Source organism: Mycobacterium sp. E2699, assembly GCF_001666745.1.
Classification (GTDB): Bacteria; Actinomycetota; Actinomycetes; order Mycobacteriales; family Mycobacteriaceae; genus Mycobacterium.
On the sequence record NZ_LZJH01000065.1, the window covers coordinates 14200 to 33573 of the forward strand.

Sequence of the window (19374 nt, forward strand, 5' to 3'; positions counted from 1 at the left end):
ATGAAGTTCTCCGCTTTCATCCGCATGCACTGGGCGGCGTTTCGCGCGCTGCTGGTCCTGACCGTGCTCACCGGTCTCGCCTATCCGCTGTTCATCTGGCTCGTCGCGCAGATTCCTGGATTGCACGACAAGGCCGACGGGTCGATGCTCAGCGCCCACGGCAAGCTCGTCGGCAGCCGGCTGATCGGCCAGCAGTTCACCGACAAGGACGGCAACGCGCTGCCGCAGTACTTTCAGAGCCGCCCCTCGGCGGCCGGCACCGGCTACGACCCGCTGAACTCGAGCGCGAGCAACCTCGGGCCGGAGAGCATCGTCGACACCCCCGCGGACCCCGCGCAACTGGCGGCCGGGAAGTCGGCATCGGATGCCGGGTTCAAGCCGAGCCTGCTGACGCAGGTGTGCACCCGTAGTTCCGCGGTGGGGCAGCTGGAAGGCGTGGACGGGTCGCGCCCGTTCTGCACGGGCGGCGGCGTGGGCGCGGTGCTCTCGGTGATCGGCCCCCGGGATACCCGCGGCAACGTCGTCCACCCCACCCGGGTGGTGAGCGTCAACGAGCCGTGTCAGTCGACGTCGGCGCCGTTCCTGGTGATCTACGAGGGGGTGCGCGTCGAGTGCGCCAAATACGGCGAGGATTACACGATCGGCCAGATAGTGCCCGTCCGCGGGGCCGCCCCCGACCAACCGGCCGTGCCCGCCGACGCTGTCACCGCCAGCGGCAGCGGCCTGGACCCACATATCTCCCCCGCCTACGCCGACATCCAGGTCGCCCGGGTGGCCAAGGCCCGCCACGTCAGCCCCGATCAGATCCGCGCGGTCGTCGCGCAGTACCGCAGCGCGCGCACCCTTGGCTTTGTCGGTGAGCCGACGGTGAATGTGCTGGAGCTCAACCTGCAACTCGATCACCAATATCCGGTTACCAGCTAGCGCCGAGGGGGATGATGGTTGACGTGAGCGCGACCGACCACCGTCCCAAGCGCGGGGAATTACGCATCTACCTCGGCGCCGCACCCGGTGTCGGCAAGACGTACGCGATGCTCGGCGAGGCGCACCGGCGGCTGGAGCGCGGCACCGACGTGGTGGCGGCCGTCGTCGAGACCCACGGCCGGGCGAAAACCGCTGAGCTGATTGAGGGCATCGAGGTCATTCCGCCCCGCTACATCGACTATCGCGGCGGTCGCTTCCCCGAGCTCGACGTGCCGGCCGTGCTGGCGCGGCACCCGCAGGTGGTCCTGGTCGACGAACTCGCCCACACCAACACACCGGGCAGCAAGAACGAGAAACGGTGGCAGGACGTCGAAGAGCTGCTGGACGCCGGGATCACGGTGATCTCGACCGTCAACATCCAGCACCTGGAAAGCCTCAACGATGTCGTCGCCCAGATCACCGGCATCGAGCAGCAGGAGACCATCCCGGATTCGATAGTGCGCCAGGCTTCGCAGGTCGAACTCATCGACATCACCCCGGAGGCCCTGCGCCGCAGGCTGTCCCACGGCAACGTCTACACGCCGGAACGGATCGACGCGGCACTGTCGAACTACTTCCGCCGCGGAAACCTCACGGCACTCAGGGAATTGGCGCTGCTTTGGCTGGCGGACCAGGTGGATACCGCGCTGGCCAAATATCGAGCCGAGAACAAGATCACCGACATGTGGGAGGCGCGGGAACGCGTCGTTGTGGCGGTCACCGGTGGACCGGAGTCGGAGACATTGGTACGGCGGGCGTCCCGGATCGCGTCGAAGTCCAGCGCCGAGCTGATGGTGGTGCACGTCATCCGCGGTGACGGGCTGGCCGGCGTCTCGGAACGCAGGATGACGAAGGTTCGCGAGTTGGCCAACAGCCTCGACGCGTCCCTGCACACCGTGGTCGGTGACGACGTCCCGACGGCGCTGCTCGATTTCGCCCGCGAGAACAACGCCACCCAGCTGGTCATCGGCACATCCCGCCGGCCCCGGTGGGCGCGCATCTTCGAGGAGGGCATCGGCCCGACGATCGTCGAGCGGTCCGGGAAGATCGACGTGCACATCGTCACGCACGAGGAATCCAAGCGCGGCCTTCACCTGGGGCCGCTGGTGCCCCGCGAGCGCCGCGTCGCATCGTGGTTGGCGGCCGTCATCGTGCCGTCGGTCATTTGCGCCGTGACGGTCACGCTGCTGGACCCGTACCTGAACAACGCCGGTGAGAGCGCGTTGTTCTTCGTCGGGGTGCTGTGTGTCGGCCTACTCGGCGGCGTTGCCCCGGCGATCCTTTCGGCGGTGCTGTCCGGGTTGCTGCTGAACTACTACCTGATCCCCCCGCGGCACAGCTTCACCATTGCCGAACCAAACGCCGCCATCACCGAATTGGTGCTGATGATGATCGCGGTCGCGGTCGCGGTCCTCGTCGACGGCGCCAGTAAACGCACCCGCGAAGCCCGGCGCGCGTCCCAGGAAGCCGAGCTGCTCACGCTGTTCGCGGGGTCGGTGCTGCGCGGCGCCGACCTCGAGACGCTGCTGGAACGCGTGCGGGAGACGTACTCGCAGCGCGCCGTCAGCATGCTGCGCGAGCCCAGCGAGGAAGAGCGCGCAGCCGGCAATAAGAGCTACATCGTGGCCTGCGTGGGCAAAGACCCTTGTGTGACCGTTGATTCGGCGGACACCGCGATCGAGGTCGGCGACGAAGAGTTCTGGATGTTGATGGCCGGCAAGAAGCTCTCCACGCGAGATCGCCGCGTGCTCAGCGCCGTGGCCAAGCAGGCGGCGGGCCTGATCAGGCAGCGGGAGCTGGCCGAGGAGGCCAGCCGCACGGAGGCGATCGTGCGGGCCGACGAGCTGCGGCGCTCCCTGCTTTCGGCGGTCAGCCACGACCTCCGGACGCCGCTCGCGGCCGCCAAGGTGGCGGTGTCCAGCTTGCGCGCCGAGGACGTGGCCTTCTCCCCCCAGGACACCGCCGAACTGCTGGCCACCATCGAGGAGTCGATCGACCAGCTGACCGCGCTGGTCGGCAACCTGCTCGATTCCTCGCGCCTGGCCGCCGGGGTGATCCACCCGGAGTTGCGGCGCGTCTATCTGGAGGAAGCGGTGCAGCGCGCGCTGGTCAGTATCGGCAAGGGCGCCACGGGTTTCTACCGATCGGCCATCGATCGCGTGAAAGTCGACGTCGGCGACGCGGTGGTGATGGCCGACGCGGGGCTGCTGGAACGGGTGCTTGCCAACCTGATCGACAACGCGCTGCGCTACGCCCCCAACTGCGTGGTGCGGGTCAACGCCGGGCGGGTGGGCGATCGCGTCCTGATCAACGTCATCGACGAAGGCCCCGGAATACCCAAGGGCACCGAGGACACGATCTTCGAAGCCTTCCAGCGGCTGGGTGATCACGACAACACCACGGGTGTGGGCCTGGGCATGTCGGTGGCGCGGGGCTTCGTCGAGGCGATGGGCGGCACGATTGCGGCCGGCGACACCCCGGGCGGCGGGTTGACCGTCGTGGTGGATCTGGCCGCGCCGCAGGAGTTTGGTGCGCTGTGACCCGCGTGTTGGTGATCGACGACGAGCCGCAGATCCTGCGCGCGCTGCGCATCAACCTGTCGGTGCGTGGCTACGAGGTCATCACCGCGTCGACCGGCGCCGGAGCGCTGCGTGCGGCCGCCGAGCACAAGCCCGACGTGGTGATCCTCGACCTCGGCCTGCCGGACATATCCGGCATCGAGGTGCTGGAAGGCCTGCGCGGCTGGCTCTCGGCGCCGGTGATCGTGCTCTCGGCGCGCACGGACTCGTCGGACAAGGTCGGGGCCCTGGACGCCGGGGCCGACGACTACGTGACGAAACCCTTTGGGATGGACGAGTTCCTGGCCCGCCTGCGCGCCGCGGTGCGCCGCAACGCCGCGGCGTCCGAAGTCGATGAACCGGTGATCGAGACCGAGGCGTTCACGGTGGATCTCGCCGCGAAGAAGGTCACCAAGGACGGCGTGGAGGTGCATCTCACGCCGACCGAGTGGGGCATGCTCGAGGTGCTGGTGCGCAACCGGGGCAAGCTGGTGGGCCGCGAGGAGTTGCTGAAGGAGGTGTGGGGCCCCGCGTACGCCACCGAAACCCATTACCTGCGTGTGTATCTGGCGCAGCTGCGGCGCAAGCTCGAGGACGACCCGTCGCATCCCAAACACCTGCTGACCGAATCGGGTATGGGCTACCGGTTCGAGGCGTGAGTCGCCGAGCGTCGACTTGTTGCGCCCATTTTGGCCTAATCAGCGCAACAAGTCGACGTTCGCGCTCAGTCGGCGATCGACAACACGATGCCGTCCAGGATGTCGTGTTCGCTGACGATCAGCTCGTCGATGCCGGCGCGGGCGCGCAGCTCGCGCGCCAACTCCTCCACCACGATCGCCCCACCACCGATCACATCGGCCCGGCCCTCGTGCATCGGTCCCAGCGCGGCGCGCTCCGCCCGCTTCATGCCGATCAGCCGCTCGCACACCGCCAGCAGAGCGCTGCCGGGGACACGCGAAAGGTGAATGGCCGCAGAGTCATACGTCGTCATGTTCTGGGCCAGCGCGGACAGCGTCGTCATCGTTCCGGCCAACCCGACCCAGGTCCGCGCGCCCTCGACGGGCACCACGCCGAAAGCGACGTCGAGCCGCTCGCGAACCACCGCACGGGCCGCCGCCACCTCCGCCGGCGTCGGGGGATCCGAGTGCAGGCAGCGCTCGGTCAGCCGGACACACCCGATGTCGGCGGAGTAGCCGGCCACCGCCGCATCCGCCCCGACCACGATCTCGGTGGAGCCGCCGCCGAGGTCGACGACGACGAACGGGGCTGCGGCGCTGTCTAATTCGCCGACGGCGCCGCGGAAGGACAGCTCGGCCTCCTCGGCGCCGGTGATCACCTCGGCGACCGCGCCGGGCAGCACCGCGCCCAGCACCTCGGCCGTCATCGCGAAGAACACGTCCCGATTCGCGACGTCGCGAGCCGCCGAGGTGGCCACCATCCGCAGCCGTTCGGCGCCATGCGTTTTCAGCAGCAACGCGTAATCGGCCAACGCGGCGCGGGTGCGCGCGATCGCGTCCTGCGCGAATTCCCCCGTCGCGTCGACGCCCTGCCCCAACCGGACGATCCGCGTCTCGCGATGCACGTCGCGCAGCCGGCCATCAGCGACATCGGCGATCAACAACCGGATCGAGTTGGTACCGCAGTCGATCGCGGCGAGCCGGCTCACCACTGCCCCGCCACCAACACGCCGGCCAGCGCGGGTTCGCCGGCCAGCACCGCCAAAGCCTCGTCGCCGAGCGGATTCACGCCGGGCCCCTTGGCCAGCGAGTGCGCGATCAGCACGTGCAGGCACTTGACCCGATCCGGCATTCCCCCGGCGGAAAACGTGGTGCCCAGCGGTTCGATGGCGTCGCGTTCGGCCAGATACGACTCGTGGGCTCGCCGGTATGCCGCCGCCAGTTCGGGATCCCGCCGCAACCGCTCGGTCATCTCGCGCATCAATCCCGTCGTCTCGAGCCTGCTCGCGGCTGCGGTCAGCGCCGGATGCGTCAGGTAGTACAGCGTCGGAAAGGGCGTGCCGTCAGGCAGTTTCGGGGCCGTCTTCACCACGCCCGGTTCGCCGTTGGGACACCGGTAGGCGACCTGAAGGACCCCGCGCGGCTCGCGCCCGAGCTGACGCGCCACCGCATCCAGGTCGGCAGGGTCAACCACCGGGCGTGGGGGGATTGGGCGGGGGCGGCGGAAGCGTCGGCGGCAGGTGCGGAGCGTCGGCGATGGTGTGCCACAGCGAGGTGTACCACGGGTCGTGGCTGGCCGGCTTCGCCGTGTCCGCTCCGGGCTGCGCGGGTACCGCCGCCGTCGGCGGAAGCTGAACCTGGAACGGGATGTCCCCGGGCATCACGAAGCCCAGGCGCTCGCGGGCCTGCGCCGCGATGTAGGCCGGGTCACCGAGTTTCACTTTCTTCTGTTCCAAATCGGCGATCTGGCGGCGCAGCGCGGCCTCGCTCGCGGCCAGCTGATTCATCTCGGTGCGTTGCGCGAAGTAGGTCCGCACCGGGCCGGCAATGGTCAGGGTCAGCACGCAGATCACCGCGGCCAGCACCGCGGCCCGGCGTGCGGTGAATCCCAGCCGCTGATCGGACCGCTGTTCGACGGACTCGGCGACCTGCCGCTTGATGGGCTCGACGACACGTTCCTGCAGCGACCGCGTGGTGTTGCGGCCGGCGTGGTTGGCGCTTTGCGGTGGCGCCGAGGGTTTGACGGGGCGACGGCGCCGAACCGAGTCACCGGCCTTCCCCGGGCGCGAGGCCGGGGAGCGCCGCTTCGGATCGGGCTTGGGCGTCAACCTATTTCAACCTATTTCTGCTCCAGCGCGAACCGCGGGAAAGCCAGATCGCCGGCGTAGCGCGCGGCGTCGCCGAGGGCCTCCTCGATCCGCAACAGCTGATTGTATTTGGCCACGCGCTCGCTGCGGGCGGGCGCGCCGGTCTTGATCTGACCGGAACCGACGGCCACCGCCAGGTCGGCGATCGTGGTGTCCTCCGTCTCGCCGCTGCGGTGGCTCATCATCGTGCGGTACCCGCTGTGGTGGGCCAGCGCGACGGCGTCGAGCGTCTCGGTCAGCGTGCCGATCTGATTCACCTTGACCAGCAACGCGTTTGCGACGCCCTTCTCGACACCTTCTTCCAGCCGCTCGGGATTGGTGACGAAGATGTCGTCGCCGACGATCTGCACGCGGTCGCCGATCGACGCCGTCAGCGCGGCCCAGCCGTCCCAATCATCCTCGGCCAGCGGGTCTTCCAGCGATACCAGCGGATAGGAGCCGAGCAGCCCGGCGTAGAACTCCGCCATCTGCTCGGCGGTGCGGGTCGAGCCCTCGAAGGTGTATCCGGTGCCGTCGGCGTAGAACTCGGTGGCCGCCGCGTCGAGGGCCAGCGCGACGTCGGTGCCGAGTTTGAAACCCGCAGATTCGACGGCCCGGCCGATCAGGTCGAGCGCCGCGGTGGTGCCGGCCACGTCGGGGGCGAACCCGCCCTCGTCGCCCAGGCCGGTGGACAGGCCCTCCTTTTTCAGCACCGACTTGAGCGAGTGGTACACCTCGGCGCCCCACCGCAACGCCTCGGCGAAGCTGGGCGCGCCGATCGGCGCCACCATGAACTCCTGGATGTCGACGGCGGTGTCGGCGTGGGCACCGCCGTTGAGGATGTTCATCATCGGCACGGGCAGGATGTGCGCGTTGGGTCCGCCGATGTAGCGGAACAGCGGCAACTCGGCGGAATCGGCGGCCGCCTTGGCCACCGCGAGTGAGACACCCAGGATCGCGTTGCCGCCCAGCCGGGACTTGTCCGGGGTGCCGTCGAGGTCCACCAGCGCCTGGTCCACGAGCCGCTGGTCGTCGGCGTTGAGCCCGATGACCGCCGGACCGATCTCGTCGAGCACGGCCTGCACCGCCTTCTGCACGCCCTTGCCGCCGTAACGCTCACCGCCGTCACGCAACTCGACCGCCTCATGCTCGCCCGTCGACGCACCGGACGGCACCGCGGCGCGGGCGAACGTCCCGTCCATCAGGGCTATCTCGACCTCGACCGTCGGGTTACCGCGGGAATCAAGGATCTCGCGGGCCCCGACCTGCTCGATAATCGGCACTGGGTTCTCCTTGCGTCGTAAGCGTGGGTCAGCGATACATCCTGCTACAGCGGGTGACCCGCCGCGTAGGCGGTCGCCCAGTCCCGCACCGCCCGCGCGTAGACGCCGGAGTTGTTGTAGGCCCGCAGCGCGGTGATCCACCCGCGTGGGGTCCCGAGGTCCTTGCCGCGCCAACACAGGTAGCCCGCCGCCGCCAGCGCCGCATCGTCGATGTTGTCCGGGCTGACGCGGCCGTCGTTGTGAGCGTCGACCCCGTAGAGCCGCCAGGTCTCCGGAATGAACTGCATCGGCCCCATCGCGCGCACCACGCCGGCCTCGCCGTCGGCTTCCTCGGTGTCGACGATGCGCAGGGTGCCCCCGCTGCCGTCCAGCCGCACACCGCGGATGGGCGGGCTCACATCCCCGTTAGGAGACAGGGTGGCGCCCCGGTACGTGCCGTGGTGGCTTTCGACCTGCCCGATGCCCGCCAGCGTGGTCCACGCGATGTGGCACTTCGGGTTTTCCACCTCGGCGACCCGGGCGGCGTACGCGTAGGCCTCCAGCGCGATCACCGGAATCTCCAATGCCGCCGACCGCTGCTCGGCCCATTGGCGCAATTGATCCGCGGGCCGACCGCTGACGTGCGTGTCCACCGGCGGCACCGGATCCCCGACCGGCGGTGGCACGCCTTCGGGGATGAACAGGCTGAGCTGCCAGGTGCAGCTGGACGCGAGAAGCATGGCGGTCGCGCCGATCACGGCGGCCGCCCGCAACCATCGCCTCGGCGACACCATGCCCTGCTACGCTCCCCTGCTACTCCCCGACACGAACTCCGGCCAGAACCATCGTCCCACGGGATTCGGGGCTACCCGGTCGATTCCGGCTCCGAGCGCGCCGTCACCGCGCCCGATTGCACCTTCTCGGCGGTTAGCTGCCGGCAACTGTGGCTAGCAAACTCCGAACAATGGCCGCGGACCGGATTCGCACCTCATGCGCGACATTACCCGTAAGCGACGAGAAGAGCGGCAAATTACGCGCGCATCGCTGTCCGGTGCCTCGGCCCGACCCCGTAGCGCAACTGTCATTTGCGGCCCCGGCGCTTCTTGGAGCCCCCGCCGGGCGCTTTGGCGCCGGCATCGCCCGGCTGTTCCGCGGGCATCGGCTCCCCGGCCGCGTCTTCGGCGGTCGATTCGCCGGAAGGCCAGTGCGCGCGCCACTCCTCCTCGGCGATTTCGCCCAGCTGGGCCACATCGAGCTCCACGGGAACGTCGTCGCCGCGGCGCGTCGCCGCGATCGCCGTCTCCACGGCGCGGACGGTGTCCACGAACTCCAAAACCGCCGCGCGAAGCGCGCTTTCCGCGTCGACGTCGGCGGATACGGATATAGCGGTCATCTCGACGGGGATGAGGTCGGCGGGCAGCCCCGCCTTCTCGGCGCGCTGAATCACCTTCTGCGCCAAAGCCAGTGCCGGTTGGCCGGTGTGCACGTCGTCCATCACCGAGTTTCGCGCCTTTGCCGCCCTTTCTGAGGCCTTGGCCTCCTCCCACTGCGCCAGCTGCTCTTCAAGCGAAATCGATTGGCCGGCAAGGACTCCGGGTACGCGATTGCCCAGCTTGCGCATCAACGTGGCCGCGACGTCGTCGATGGTGAACGCGGACTGCGGCGCGTCCTCGGCGATGCGGGCGTGGAAGAGGACCTGCAGCAGCACGTCGCCCAGTTCCTCGCGCAGCTGGTCGGCGTCGCCGCTGCGCACGGCGTCCAGCAGCTCGTAGGTCTCCTCGAGCAGGAACCTGCGCAACGAGTCGTGGGTCTGTTCGCTTTCCCACGGCCCCGCGGTGCGCAGCTTGTCCATCAGCGCCACGGCGTCGACCAGTCGCTCGCCGCGCGGCCGGTCGGGCGCCGAGATCAACCGGGCCCCGGCCGCCAGCCGGGCGGCGACTGCGGGGTGGTCCGGATCGGAGGACAACAGCACCGGCGCCGGGGCGTCGGGGTCGCCGGAGTGCACCGGCCGCGCGGCGGGCAGCGACCAGGGCACCGCGACCGGCATCTCCTCGGTGTACTGCACCTCGCCGGCGAGGTGCTCGATGGCCTCGACGGGCACCAGCGACGGGCGGCGGGGGTCGAACAAGACGACGATCATGCGCGCCGCTCCTCCCCGGACATCGGTGCCGGCTGTGACCCCGTTATACCAACCTCTATCTGTGGTTTTCCCTGCAGTGCCGTGACAAGGTCGGCCACCATCTGCAGCAGCTCGACGTCGCGCAGGCGCGGCGCGCCGACCCCGCCGGCCCGCGGAATGGGCACCTGGACCGTGGACGTCGTGGCGCGATAGTGCGCCGCGGGGTACATCCGCTTGAGCCGCACCTGGGCCGAATCCGGCAGCGTGACCGGCGACAGCCGCACGGTCGTCGCCGACGGGGCCGACACCTCGGTGATGCCGGCGGCCCGGCACAGCAGCCGCAACCTGGCCACGGCGACCAGCCGCTCGGCGGGCTCGGGCAGTGCGCCGTAGCGGTCGACGAGCTCTTCAACGACGGCGCCGACGGCAGCGTCGTCACCGGCGGCGGCCAGGCGCCGGTAGGCCTCCAGCCGCAGCCGGTCGCTGGCGATGTAGTCCGGCGGCAGATGCGCGTCGACCGGCAGGTCGATCCGCACGTCCTTGGGCTCCTCGGGCGTGGTGACCGTCTGGCCGTCGGCGGCGGCGCGATAGGCCTCGACGGCCTCGCCCACCAGCCGCACGTACAGGTCGAAGCCGACCCCGGCGACGTGCCCGGACTGCTCGACGCCCAAGACGTTGCCCGCGCCGCGGATCTCGAGGTCCTTGAGCGCGACCGCCATGCCCGCGCCCAGCTCGTTGTTCTGGGCGATGGTCGCCAGCCGGTCGTAGGCCGTCTCGGTCAGCGGCGCGTGCGGCGGGTAGAGGAAGTAGGCGTAGCCGCGCTCGCGGCTGCGGCCGACCCGGCCGCGCAGCTGGTGCAGCTGGGACAGGCCGAAGGTGTCGGCGCGCTCGACGATCAGGGTGTTGGCGTTGGAGATGTCCAGCCCGGTCTCCACGATCGTGGTGCAGACCAGGATGTCGTATTCGCGGTTCCAGAACCCCTGTACGGTGCGCTCCAGGCGCTCCTCGGGCATCTGCCCGTGCGCGACGACGACGCGCGCCTCGGGCACCAGCTCGCGGACCCGGGCCGCGGCCCGGTCGATGGAACTGACCCGGTTGTGCACGTAGAACGCCTGGCCGTCGCGCAGCAGCTCGCGCCGAAGAGCGGCCGCGACCTGCTTGTCGTCTTGCGGGCCGACGTAGGTCAGCACCGGGTACCGTTCCTCGGGCGGCGTCAGGATGGTCGACATCTCGCGGATCCCCGCCAGGCTCATCTCCAAGGTGCGCGGGATCGGGGTGGCGCTCATGGTCAGCACGTCGACGTGGGTGCGCAGCGACTTGATGTGCTCCTTGTGCTCGACGCCGAACCGCTGCTCCTCGTCGACGACGACCAGGCCCAGATCCTTCCAGCGCACCCCGGTCTGCAGCAGCCGGTGGGTGCCGATCACGATGTCGACCGACCCGTCGGCCATGCCGTCGATCACGGCTCGCGACTCCGCGGAGTCGGTGAACCGGGACAGTCCCTTGACGGTGATCGGGAAGTCGGCCATCCGCTCGCTGAACGTCTGCAGGTGCTGGTCGGCCAGCAGCGTGGTGGGCACCAGCACGGCGACCTGCTTGCCGTCCTGGACCGCCTTGAACGCCGCCCGCACCGCGATCTCGGTCTTGCCGTAGCCGACGTCGCCGCAGATCACCCGGTCCATCGGGATCGGCTTTTCCATGTCGGCCTTGACCTCTTGGATCGCCGTGAGCTGGTCGACGGTCTCGGTAAAGCCGAACGCGTCCTCCATCTCGGCCTGCCACGGGGTGTCCGGCCCGAACGCGTGCCCGGGGCTGGCCTGCCGTTTGGCGTACAGCGACACCAGCTCGCCGGCGATCTCGCGCACCGCGCGGCGCGCCTTGGTCTTGGTGTTGGCCCAGTCGCTGCCACCGAGCCGGCTCAGCGCCGGCGCCTGACCGCCGACGTAGCGGGACAGCTGGTCCAGCGAGTCCATCGGGACGTAGAGCTTGTCTGTGTTTTTAGCGCCGCCACCCCTGCCTTTTGACGAGGCGTACTCCAGCACCAGGTATTCGCGCCGCGCCCCGCCGACGGTGCGCTCGACCATCTCGACGAATCGGCCGATGCCGTGCTGGTCGTGGACGACGAGGTCGCCCGCCGTCAACGCCAACGGGTCGACGGTGTTGCGCCGCTTGGCCGCCAGCCGCTTGCCCTCGACGGCGGTGACCCGGCTGCCGGTGAGGTCGGCCTCGGTGATGACGACGAGGTTGGCGCCCTCGACGATGACCCCGTCGTGCAGCGGGCCCTTGAGGACACCGACGACGCCGGCCTTCGGTGCCGCGCCGCAGTCCAGCATGCCGGCGGGGGTGTCGGACTCGGCGAGCCGCTCGACCACGCGGTGGGCGGTCCCGGTGCCCGGCGCGACGACGGCGGCGTACCCGCCGGTGCTGACGTGCGCGCGCAGCATCGCGAAGATCCCGTCGATGTCGTGCTGATGCCCGCGGGCCGACGGCGACGGCCGCACATCGAGCTCGGTCGCCGACTCGTCGGAGAGCTGGCTCAGGGTCCACCACGGGTGACCGGACTTGGCGGCGGCGGCGCGCAGGTCGTCGAGTTCGGCGAACCCCGATCCGCCGAACTGCGCGACGTCGACGGGCGCATCCGTGCCGAGCGCCGCGACGGACCACGAAGCCTCGAGGAACTCGCTGCCCGTCTTGATCAGGTCGGCGGCCCGGGTGCGCACCTTCTCCGGGTCACACAGCAACACGGGCGTGCCGGCGGCCAGCTGATCGGTGAGCAGGACGTGTTCGCCGGGCCGCAGCACGGGCAGCAGCGCCTCCATGCCGTCGACCGCGATGCCCTCGCCCAGCTTGGCCAGCATGTCGGACACGCTGCCGGTGATGGCGGGCTCGGGTCCGGAGTGCCGGGCGGCCAGCGCGGCGGCCCGCTCGCGCACGTCGTCGGTGAGCAGCAGTTCGCGGCAGGCCACCGCGATCACCGTGTCGACCTCGAGCTCCGGAATGGAGCGCTGGTCGGCGACGGCGAACATCCGCATCTCGTTGACCTCGTCGCCCCAGAACTCGACGCGCACCGGGTGTTCGGCGGTCGGCGGGAAGACGTCGAGGATCCCGCCGCGCACGGCGAACTCACCGCGCCGGCCGACCATGTCCACCCGGGTGTAGGCCAGCTCGACCAGCCGGGCGATGACGTCCTCGAAGGCGATCTCCCGGCCGACGCTCAGGGTGACCGGCTCCACGTCGCCCAGCCGCGGCGTCATCGGTTGCAACAGCGAACGCACCGCCGTGACCACCACTTGCAGCGGCGGGCCCAGCAGCGCGTCGTCGGGATGGGCCAGCCGGCGCAGCACCAGCATGCGGTTGCCGACGGTGTCGACGCCGGGTGAAAGCCGTTCGTGCGGCAGGGTTTCCCAGGACGGGAAGGCCGCCACCGCGCCCCCGAACGCTCCGCGCAGCTCGGCGGTCAGGTCGTCGGCCTCGCGCCCGGTCGCGGTGACCACCAGCAACGGTCCGACCCGCGCCAGCGCGCCGGCGACGAGCACCCGGGCGCTGGCCGGTCCGACCAGGCTCAATTCGGCGGGTCGGGTGCCCGCGGTGTCGATCAATTGCCGGAAGGTCGGCGCGGTCAGCGCCAGATCCACGAGCCCCGCGATCGGGGTTTCTGGGCGGGCAGCCCCCGGTGCGGTCATGATGAATCCATTCTAGGGGCGCCAAACTCCGTCAAGATCGGCCCCGGCGCCGTCAAGGGACCGTAAGAAAAGCGGCTCTCAGCACCGGCGGGACGCACTGTGAAGTCATGACGCTGCTTGACATCGTGCCGTCCCTCGGTCGGGTGGCATCCCGCCGGCTGGATTCCACGATCTGGCCGGTCACCACCCGCGCCGACGAGGCGGGGCGGCTCTGCGTGGGTGGCGTGCCGCTGGTCGATGTCGCCGACGAGTTCGGCACCCCGGCCTACGTCGTCGACGAGGCCGACTTCCGCGGTCGCGCCCGTCGCTACCGCAAGGCGCTGCGCGGTGTCGGGGTGGTGTACGCCGGGAAGTCGCTGCTGACCACCGCGGTGGCGCGGTGGGCGCGTGAGGAGGGCCTCGGCATCGACGTCTGCTCGAGCGGCGAACTGGCCATCGCCCTGGCCGGCGGGGTGGCCCCGACGCGGATTGTCATGCACGGCAACGCGAAATCGCCCGATGAGCTGCGCGACGCGGCGGTCGCGGGCATCGGGCGCATCGTGCTCGATTCGTTCATCGAGATCGCCTACCTCGCGGGCGTGGCGGCCCGCCGCCAGCCGGTGCTGATCCGGGTTACCCCCGATATCGACATTCACGGGCACCGCGCGGTCACCACCGGCATCAGCGACCAGAAATTCGGCTTCAGCCTCGCCGGTGGCCACGCGGCCGACGCGGTGCGCCGGGTGCTGGCGCACCCGATTCTCGACCTGGTGGGATTGCACTGCCATATCGGCTCGCAGGTCGCCGACCCGGCCCTCTACGGCGTGGCGATCCGCCGGATGATCGCCGCCATGGCCGACATCCGGGCCCGCCACGGCGTCATCCTGACCGAACTCAACATCGGCGGCGGCCACGCGATCCCCTATCTCCTCGGCGATCGGGAGCTCGACGTCGACGAGCTGGCCCGCGTCATCGAGGACGCCCTGGACGAGGCGTGCGCCGCAGAGCATTTCCCGCGGCCGACCATCGTCGTGGAACCCGGACGCGCCATCAGCGGCCGGGCGGGTGTGACGCTGTATCGGGTGTGCTCGGTGAAGACGCGGCCCGGCGGCCGCACCTTCGTCGCCGTCGACGGCGGAATGAGCGACAACCCGCGCGTGTCCTTATACGGCGCGCAATACACCGTCACGCTGGCGAACAGGCACCCGACGGGAATCAAGCAGCGCGTCTCGGTGGTCGGCCGGCACTGCGAGGCGGGCGACGAGATCGCCCGCGATATCGAGCTGCCCGCCGACCTTCGCCCCGGTGACGTGTTGGCCGTCGCCTGCACCGGCGCCTATCACCACAGCATGGCGTCGAACTACAACATGGTCGGGCGGCCGGCCGTGGTGGCGGTGAAGGACGGCCGGGCCCGCGCCCTGATCCGCCGCGAAACGATCGCCGATATGTTGTCGCGCGACTGCGGTTAGCTACTCGTCCTGCAGCCGCGGGTCGGCCTCCAGATGGGTCAGGCCGTTCCACATCAGGTTGACCAGGTGCGCGGCGACCACTTCCTTCTTGGGCTCACGCGTGTCGAGCCACCACTGCGCCGTCATCGACACCGAGCCCACCAGCGCCTGCGCGTAGAGCGGCGCCAGGTCCGGATCCAGGCCCCGGCGGGCGAAGTCGCCGGCCAGGATGGAGCTGACCTGGCTCACCGCGTCGTTGAGCAGGCTGGAGTAGGTGCCCGAGCTGATCGCCGCCGGCGAGTCGCGAATCATGATCCGGAACCCGTCGGTGCGCTCCTCGACATAGGTGAGCAGGGCCAGCGCGACGCGCTCGACCCGCACCCGGGACCGGTTGTTGGTCAGCGACGACGTGATGCCGTCCAGCAACGCCGACATCTCCCGGTCGACGACGACGGCGTACAGGCCCTCCTTGCCGCCGAAGTGTTCGTACACGACGGGTTTGGACACGTTGGCCCGCAGCGCGATCTCTTCGATCGAGGTGCCCTCGTAGCCACGCTCGGCGAACAGCGAGCGGGCGATGCCGATGAGCTGCTGGCGCCGCTCGCTTCCGGTCATCCGGGCGCGCGGGGCCCGGGCTTCTTTGTCGGGCTCCTTCTGCGTGGAGGCGTCGAGAACGGCCACGTCAATCAGCGTATCGGTTCGGCGCACCGGAACCGCCCCGTCTAGAGTCTCATGGTGGCGCCTGCGCCCTGTGAGTGAGCAATCCGTCGTGGTGTAATCGGCAGCACATCAGATTTTGGTTCTGAGAGTTCAGGTTCGAGTCCTGGCGACGGAGCCCCACGAAGGCCAGGTTCTTTGCCTCGAGCGTGCCTGAAATGCCACGCTTGACGGCGTGTCGGCGTACGAACACGCGCACTCGCGCCGACGGTTGAGGAGAGTTGCATGTCGCTTCGTGGTGATACCGCGGTCCTGGTTCTCGCGGCCGGACCCGGCACCCGAATGCGGTCGGACACCCCGAAGGTGCTGCACACGATCGCCGGCCGCAGCATGCTGTCGCATTCGCTGCACGCCGTCGCCAAGGTGGCCCCCCGGCATCTGGTGGTGGTCCTCGGACACGAGCACCAACGCATCGAGCCGCTCGTCACCGGGCTGGCCGACCACCTGGGACGCACGATCGACGTGGCGCTGCAGGACCGGCCGCTGGGCACTGGCCACGCGGTGCTGTGCGGCCTGTCCGCCCTGCCCGACGATTACGCCGGAGTCGTAGTCGTCACCTCGGGCGACACGCCGCTGCTCGACGCCGACACGCTGGCCGGCCTGATCGCCACCCACGGCGCGGGCGCGGCCGCCGCGACGGTGCTCACCACGACGCTGAGCGATCCGTCCGGCTACGGCCGCATCCTGCGCACCCAGGACGACGAGGTCACGGCGATCGTCGAGCACGCCGACGCGACGCCCTCGCAACGCGAGATCCACGAGGTCAACGCGGGCGTCTACGCCTTCGACATCGAGCCGCTGCGCTCGGCGCTGAGCCGGCTGAGCGCCAACAACGCCCAGCAGGAGCTCTACCTGACCGACGTCGTAGCCATCCTCCGCGGCGACGGCCGGATCGTGCACGCCCTGCACGTCGCCGACAGCGCGCTGGTGGCCGGCGTCAACAACCGGGTGCAGCTGGCCGAGTTGGGCGCCGAGCTGAACCGTCGCATCGTCGCCGCCCACCAGCTGTCCGGCGTGACCATCGTCGATCCGGCCACCACCTGGATCGATGTCGACGTCACGATCGGCCGCGACACCGTGATCCATCCCGGCACCCAGCTGCTCGGGCGCACGCGTGTCGGGGGCCGCTGCGTCGTCGGCCCCGACACCACGCTGACCGACGTCACCGTCGGCGACGGCGCGTCGGTGGTGCGCACGCACGGCGCGTCCTCGTCGATCGGGGACGGCGCCGCCGTCGGCCCGTATACCTACCTGCGGCCAGGGACGGCGCTGGGCTCCGACGGCAAGCTCGGCGCGTTCGTCGAGGCCAAGAACTCCAACATCGGGACGGGCACCAAGGTGCCGCACCTGACCTACGTCGGCGACGCCGACATCGGCGAGCACAGCAACATCGGCGCGTCCAGCGTGTTCGTCAACTACGACGGCGAAACCAAGCGGCGCACCACGATCGGCTCACACGTGCGCACCGGGTCGGACACCATGTTCGTCGCGCCGGTGACCGTCGGCGACGGGGCCTACACGGGCGCCGGCACCGTCGTGCGCGAGGACGTCCCGCCCGGGGCGCTGGCGGTGTCGGCGGGGCCGCAACGCAACATCGAGGGCTGGGTGCAGCGCAAGCGGCCGGGCAGCGCGGCGGCCCAAGCGGCGGAGAAAGCGGCCGCCGAGGCCGCCGAGGCCGCCGAGGAAGATTCCGAGAATTCAGAGCCCGAATAGACACCGTGAGTTTGGTCCCTGGCAACCCGGCCACAGTTCCGTACGATTCGCTACGTACGATGGGGCTTCCATTTCGATCCCGAGGCAGGGCAGTGCGTTGAGCCACGACTGGACCGATAATCGAAAAAATCTGATGCTTTTTTCCGGCCGCGCGCATCCCGAGCTGGCCGAACAGGTCGCCAAGGAACTCGACGTCCACGTCACCGCCCAGACGGCCCGGGAATTCGCCAACGGCGAGATCTTCGTTCGGTTCCACGAATCGGTGCGCGGCTGCGACGCCTTTGTCCTGCAATCCAATCCCGCGCCGGTCAACAACTGGCTGATGGAACAGCTGATCATGATCGACGCGCTCAAGCGGGGCAGCGCGAAGAGGATCACGGCGGTCATGCCGTTCTACCCCTACGCGCGCCAGGACAAGAAGCACCGCGGCCGCGAGCCCATCTCGGCGCGGCTGGTCGCCGACCTGCTGAAGACGGCGGGCGCCGACCGGATCGTGACGGTCGACCTGCACACCGACCAGATCCAGGGTTTCTTCGACGGGCCCGTCGACCACATGCGCGGTCAGAACCTGCTGACCGGCTACATCAAGGACAACTACCCCGACGGCAACATGGTGGTGGTCTCCCCCGACTCCGGCCGGGTGCGCATCGCCGAGAAATGGGCCGACGCGCTGGGCGGGGTTCCGCTGGCCTTCATCCACAAGACCCGCGACCCGCGGGTGCCCAACCAGGTCGTCTCCAACCGCGTCGTCGGCGAAGTCGAAGGCCGCACCTGCGTCCTGATCGACGACATGATCGACACCGGCGGCACCATCGCCGGCGCGGTCAACCTGTTGCGCGAAGACGGCGCCAGCGACGTGGTGATCGCGGCCACCCACGGCGTGCTCTCCGACCCGGCCGCCGAGCGGCTGGCGGCGTGCGGCGCGCGTGAGGTCATCGTCACCAACACGCTCCCGATCGGCGAGGAGAAGCGTTTCCCGCAGCTCACTGTCTTGTCCATTGCGCCGCTGCTGGCCAGCACCATCCGCGCCGTGTTCGAAAACGGCTCCGTGACAGGGCTTTTCGACGGGGACGCGTAGATGGGTTCGCGCGACACCGTCATCTACCACAACCCTAAATGCAGCACCTCACGCAAGACGCTGGATTTGTTGCGGGACAACGGCGTTGAGCCGACCGTCGTCCAGTACCTGAAGACACCGCCGTCGCGGGCCGACCTCCTTCGCATGATCCGCGACGCCGGCATCGACGTACGCGCCGCCGTGCGCAAGCGCGAACCGCTCTACGCCGAGCTCGGTCTCGCCGATGCGACCGACGATCAACTGCTCGACGCGATGGCCGAGCATCCGATCCTGATCGAGCGGCCGTTTGTCGTCACACCGAAGGGCACCCGGCTGGCGCGGCCGATCGACGCGGTGCGCGAGATTCTGTGAAGGCGCTGCCCGGCGCCCTGGCGGTGGCGGCAGTGCTGCTGTGCGCCTGTTCACCACCGAAAGCGCCTGACTACCAGTCGGTTTGGACCACGAGTTCGACCGCCGGCACTACCACCACGACGACGGGCAAGCCCGTTCCGCTGTCGCAGTACCTGCAGAACATCGGCGTCAACGGCCAACAGGTCGCGCCGGGCTCGCTGCCGGATCTGACCGTGTCGATACCGACACCACCGGGCTGGTCGCCGTTTACCAGCCCGAACATCGCCAAGGAGACGGTGATCATCTCCAAGGGCGGCAAGTATCCGACAGCCCGGCTGGTGGTCTTCAAATTGACGGGAGGGGATTTCGACCCGGCCCAGGTGATCAAGCACGGCAACGACGACGCCCAACTGTTCGAGGACTTCAAGCAGCTGGACGCCTCGACGGCGAATTACAACGGCTTTCCCTCGTCGATGATCCAGGGCAGCTACGACCTCGACGGCACGCGGCTGCACAGCTGGAACCGGATCGTCCTGCCCACCGGATCGCCGCCCGCGAACCAGCGCTACCTGGTCCAGCTGACCATCACCGGCCGCGCCGACCAGGCGGCCGCGCAGGCGCCCGACATCGAGTCGATCATCCACGGATTCGTCGTCGCGGCAAAGTGATTCGCGCGCGCTGCGGCCAGCCCAGTCACTTTCGTCACAGAAGTCACTGGGCG

16 protein-coding genes and 1 tRNA gene are annotated in these 19374 nt (G+C 69.5%); 9 read left to right on the plus strand and 8 right to left on the minus strand.

Annotated features, from left to right (window positions below):
• Genes A5696_RS10425 through A5696_RS10435 form a run of 3 tightly spaced genes read left to right on the plus strand, consistent with a single transcriptional unit; the run spans nucleotide 1 to nucleotide 4180 of the window.
• Nucleotides 1–924 (plus strand): potassium-transporting ATPase subunit C, encoded by a 924-nt coding sequence (locus A5696_RS10425; RefSeq protein WP_067877455.1) that lies wholly within the window; start codon nucleotides 1–3, stop codon nucleotides 922–924.
• A gap of 11 nt (nucleotides 925–935) precedes the next feature.
• Nucleotides 936–3503, plus strand: coding sequence for a sensor histidine kinase KdpD (locus tag A5696_RS10430; protein WP_067877458.1), 2568 nt, complete (start codon nucleotides 936–938; stop codon nucleotides 3501–3503).
• On the plus strand, nucleotides 3500–4180 hold the full coding sequence (locus tag A5696_RS10435) for a response regulator (RefSeq protein ID WP_067877461.1): 681 nt from the start codon (nucleotides 3500–3502) through the stop codon (nucleotides 4178–4180). Before A5696_RS10430 ends, A5696_RS10435 begins: the two co-directional genes overlap by 4 nt.
• A 65-nt stretch (nucleotides 4181–4245) precedes the next feature.
• Here the strand turns inward: A5696_RS10435 and A5696_RS10440 are convergent, their stop codons facing one another.
• The 7 genes from A5696_RS10440 to mfd all read right to left on the minus strand — a co-directional run bounded on the left by A5696_RS10440 (nucleotide 4246) and on the right by mfd (nucleotide 13388).
• Nucleotides 4246–5190: a Ppx/GppA phosphatase family protein gene (locus A5696_RS10440; protein WP_156738328.1), complete on the minus strand. Its 945-nt coding sequence runs from the start codon at nucleotides 5188–5190 to the stop codon at nucleotides 4246–4248.
• Nucleotides 5184–5672 carry a DUF501 domain-containing protein gene (locus tag A5696_RS10445; RefSeq protein WP_067877464.1) on the minus strand — a complete coding sequence of 163 codons (489 nt, stop codon included), beginning with the start codon at nucleotides 5670–5672 and terminating at the stop codon, nucleotides 5184–5186. The genes A5696_RS10440 and A5696_RS10445 overlap by 7 nt, the downstream gene beginning before the upstream one ends.
• On the minus strand, nucleotides 5665–6306 hold the full coding sequence (locus A5696_RS10450) for a septum formation initiator family protein (RefSeq protein WP_067877467.1): 642 nt from the start codon (nucleotides 6304–6306) through the stop codon (nucleotides 5665–5667). The genes A5696_RS10445 and A5696_RS10450 overlap by 8 nt, the downstream gene beginning before the upstream one ends.
• Before the next feature lie 11 nt (nucleotides 6307–6317).
• On the minus strand, nucleotides 6318–7607 hold the full coding sequence (gene eno / locus A5696_RS10455) for a phosphopyruvate hydratase (RefSeq protein ID WP_067877469.1): 1290 nt from the start codon (nucleotides 7605–7607) through the stop codon (nucleotides 6318–6320).
• Nucleotides 7608–7651: 44 nt separating this feature from the next.
• Nucleotides 7652–8377, minus strand: coding sequence for a lytic transglycosylase domain-containing protein (locus A5696_RS10460; RefSeq protein ID WP_156738336.1), 726 nt, complete (start codon nucleotides 8375–8377; stop codon nucleotides 7652–7654).
• Between the two features lie 290 nt (nucleotides 8378–8667).
• The gene (locus A5696_RS10465) at nucleotides 8668–9726 is read right to left on the minus strand and encodes a nucleoside triphosphate pyrophosphohydrolase (protein ID WP_067877475.1); all 1059 of its coding nucleotides are present in this window, start codon (nucleotides 9724–9726) and stop codon (nucleotides 8668–8670) included.
• A complete protein-coding gene (gene mfd, locus A5696_RS10470) occupies nucleotides 9723–13388 on the minus strand; it encodes a transcription-repair coupling factor (RefSeq protein WP_067877478.1) in 3666 nt (1221 codons plus the stop codon). The genes A5696_RS10465 and mfd overlap by 4 nt, the downstream gene beginning before the upstream one ends.
• 107 nt (nucleotides 13389–13495) lie before the next feature.
• On the opposite strand from mfd, the gene lysA reads away from it, so the two are divergent.
• Nucleotides 13496–14836 carry a diaminopimelate decarboxylase gene (gene lysA / locus A5696_RS10475; protein ID WP_067877481.1) on the plus strand — a complete coding sequence of 447 codons (1341 nt, stop codon included), beginning with the start codon at nucleotides 13496–13498 and terminating at the stop codon, nucleotides 14834–14836.
• Here lysA and A5696_RS10480 read toward each other — a convergent pair whose 3' ends face one another.
• Nucleotides 14837–15430: a TetR/AcrR family transcriptional regulator gene (locus A5696_RS10480; protein ID WP_003877537.1), complete on the minus strand. Its 594-nt coding sequence runs from the start codon at nucleotides 15428–15430 to the stop codon at nucleotides 14837–14839.
• 148 nt (nucleotides 15431–15578) lie between these two features.
• Between A5696_RS10480 and A5696_RS10485 the strand changes: the two genes are divergently transcribed.
• The 5 genes from A5696_RS10485 (at nucleotide 15579) to A5696_RS10505 (ending at nucleotide 19321) form a co-directional block, all read left to right on the plus strand.
• Nucleotides 15579–15650: transfer RNA gene (locus A5696_RS10485), tRNA-Gln, on the plus strand.
• Nucleotides 15651–15757: 107 nt separating this feature from the next.
• The gene (gene glmU, locus A5696_RS10490) at nucleotides 15758–17245 is read left to right on the plus strand and encodes a bifunctional UDP-N-acetylglucosamine diphosphorylase/glucosamine-1-phosphate N-acetyltransferase GlmU (RefSeq protein ID WP_067877486.1); all 1488 of its coding nucleotides are present in this window, start codon (nucleotides 15758–15760) and stop codon (nucleotides 17243–17245) included.
• Between the two features lie 97 nt (nucleotides 17246–17342).
• Entirely contained in the window at nucleotides 17343–18323 is a 981-nt protein-coding gene (locus A5696_RS10495) for a ribose-phosphate diphosphokinase (protein ID WP_067877489.1), read from the plus strand.
• Nucleotides 18324–18674, plus strand: coding sequence for an arsenate reductase (glutaredoxin) (gene arsC, locus A5696_RS10500; protein ID WP_067877492.1), 351 nt, complete (start codon nucleotides 18324–18326; stop codon nucleotides 18672–18674).
• A complete protein-coding gene (locus A5696_RS10505; protein ID WP_067877495.1) occupies nucleotides 18671–19321 on the plus strand; it encodes an LpqN/LpqT family lipoprotein in 651 nt (216 codons plus the stop codon). The genes arsC and A5696_RS10505 overlap by 4 nt, the downstream gene beginning before the upstream one ends.
• Nucleotides 19322–19374 lie beyond the last annotated feature (53 nt).

Bases quoted from the DNA above. Each gene is read 5' to 3' on its own strand.
- A5696_RS10430 (WP_067877458.1), top strand. From the start codon at position 936: ATGATGGTTGACGTGAGCGCGACCGACCACCGTCCCAAGCGCGGGGAA.
- A5696_RS10480 (WP_003877537.1), bottom strand. From the start codon at position 15,430: ATGACCGGAAGCGAGCGGCGCCAGCAGCTCATCGGCATCGCCCGCTCG.
- A5696_RS10425 (WP_067877455.1), top strand. From the start codon at position 1: ATGAAGTTCTCCGCTTTCATCCGCATGCACTGGGCGGCGTTTCGCGCG.
- arsC (WP_067877492.1), top strand. From the start codon at position 18,324: ATGGGTTCGCGCGACACCGTCATCTACCACAACCCTAAATGCAGCACC.
- mfd (WP_067877478.1), bottom strand. From the start codon at position 13,388: ATGACCGCACCGGGGGCTGCCCGCCCAGAAACCCCGATCGCGGGGCTC.
- lysA (WP_067877481.1), top strand. From the start codon at position 13,496: ATGACGCTGCTTGACATCGTGCCGTCCCTCGGTCGGGTGGCATCCCGC.
- glmU (WP_067877486.1), top strand. From the start codon at position 15,758: ATGTCGCTTCGTGGTGATACCGCGGTCCTGGTTCTCGCGGCCGGACCC.
- A5696_RS10465 (WP_067877475.1), bottom strand. From the start codon at position 9,726: ATGATCGTCGTCTTGTTCGACCCCCGCCGCCCGTCGCTGGTGCCCGTC.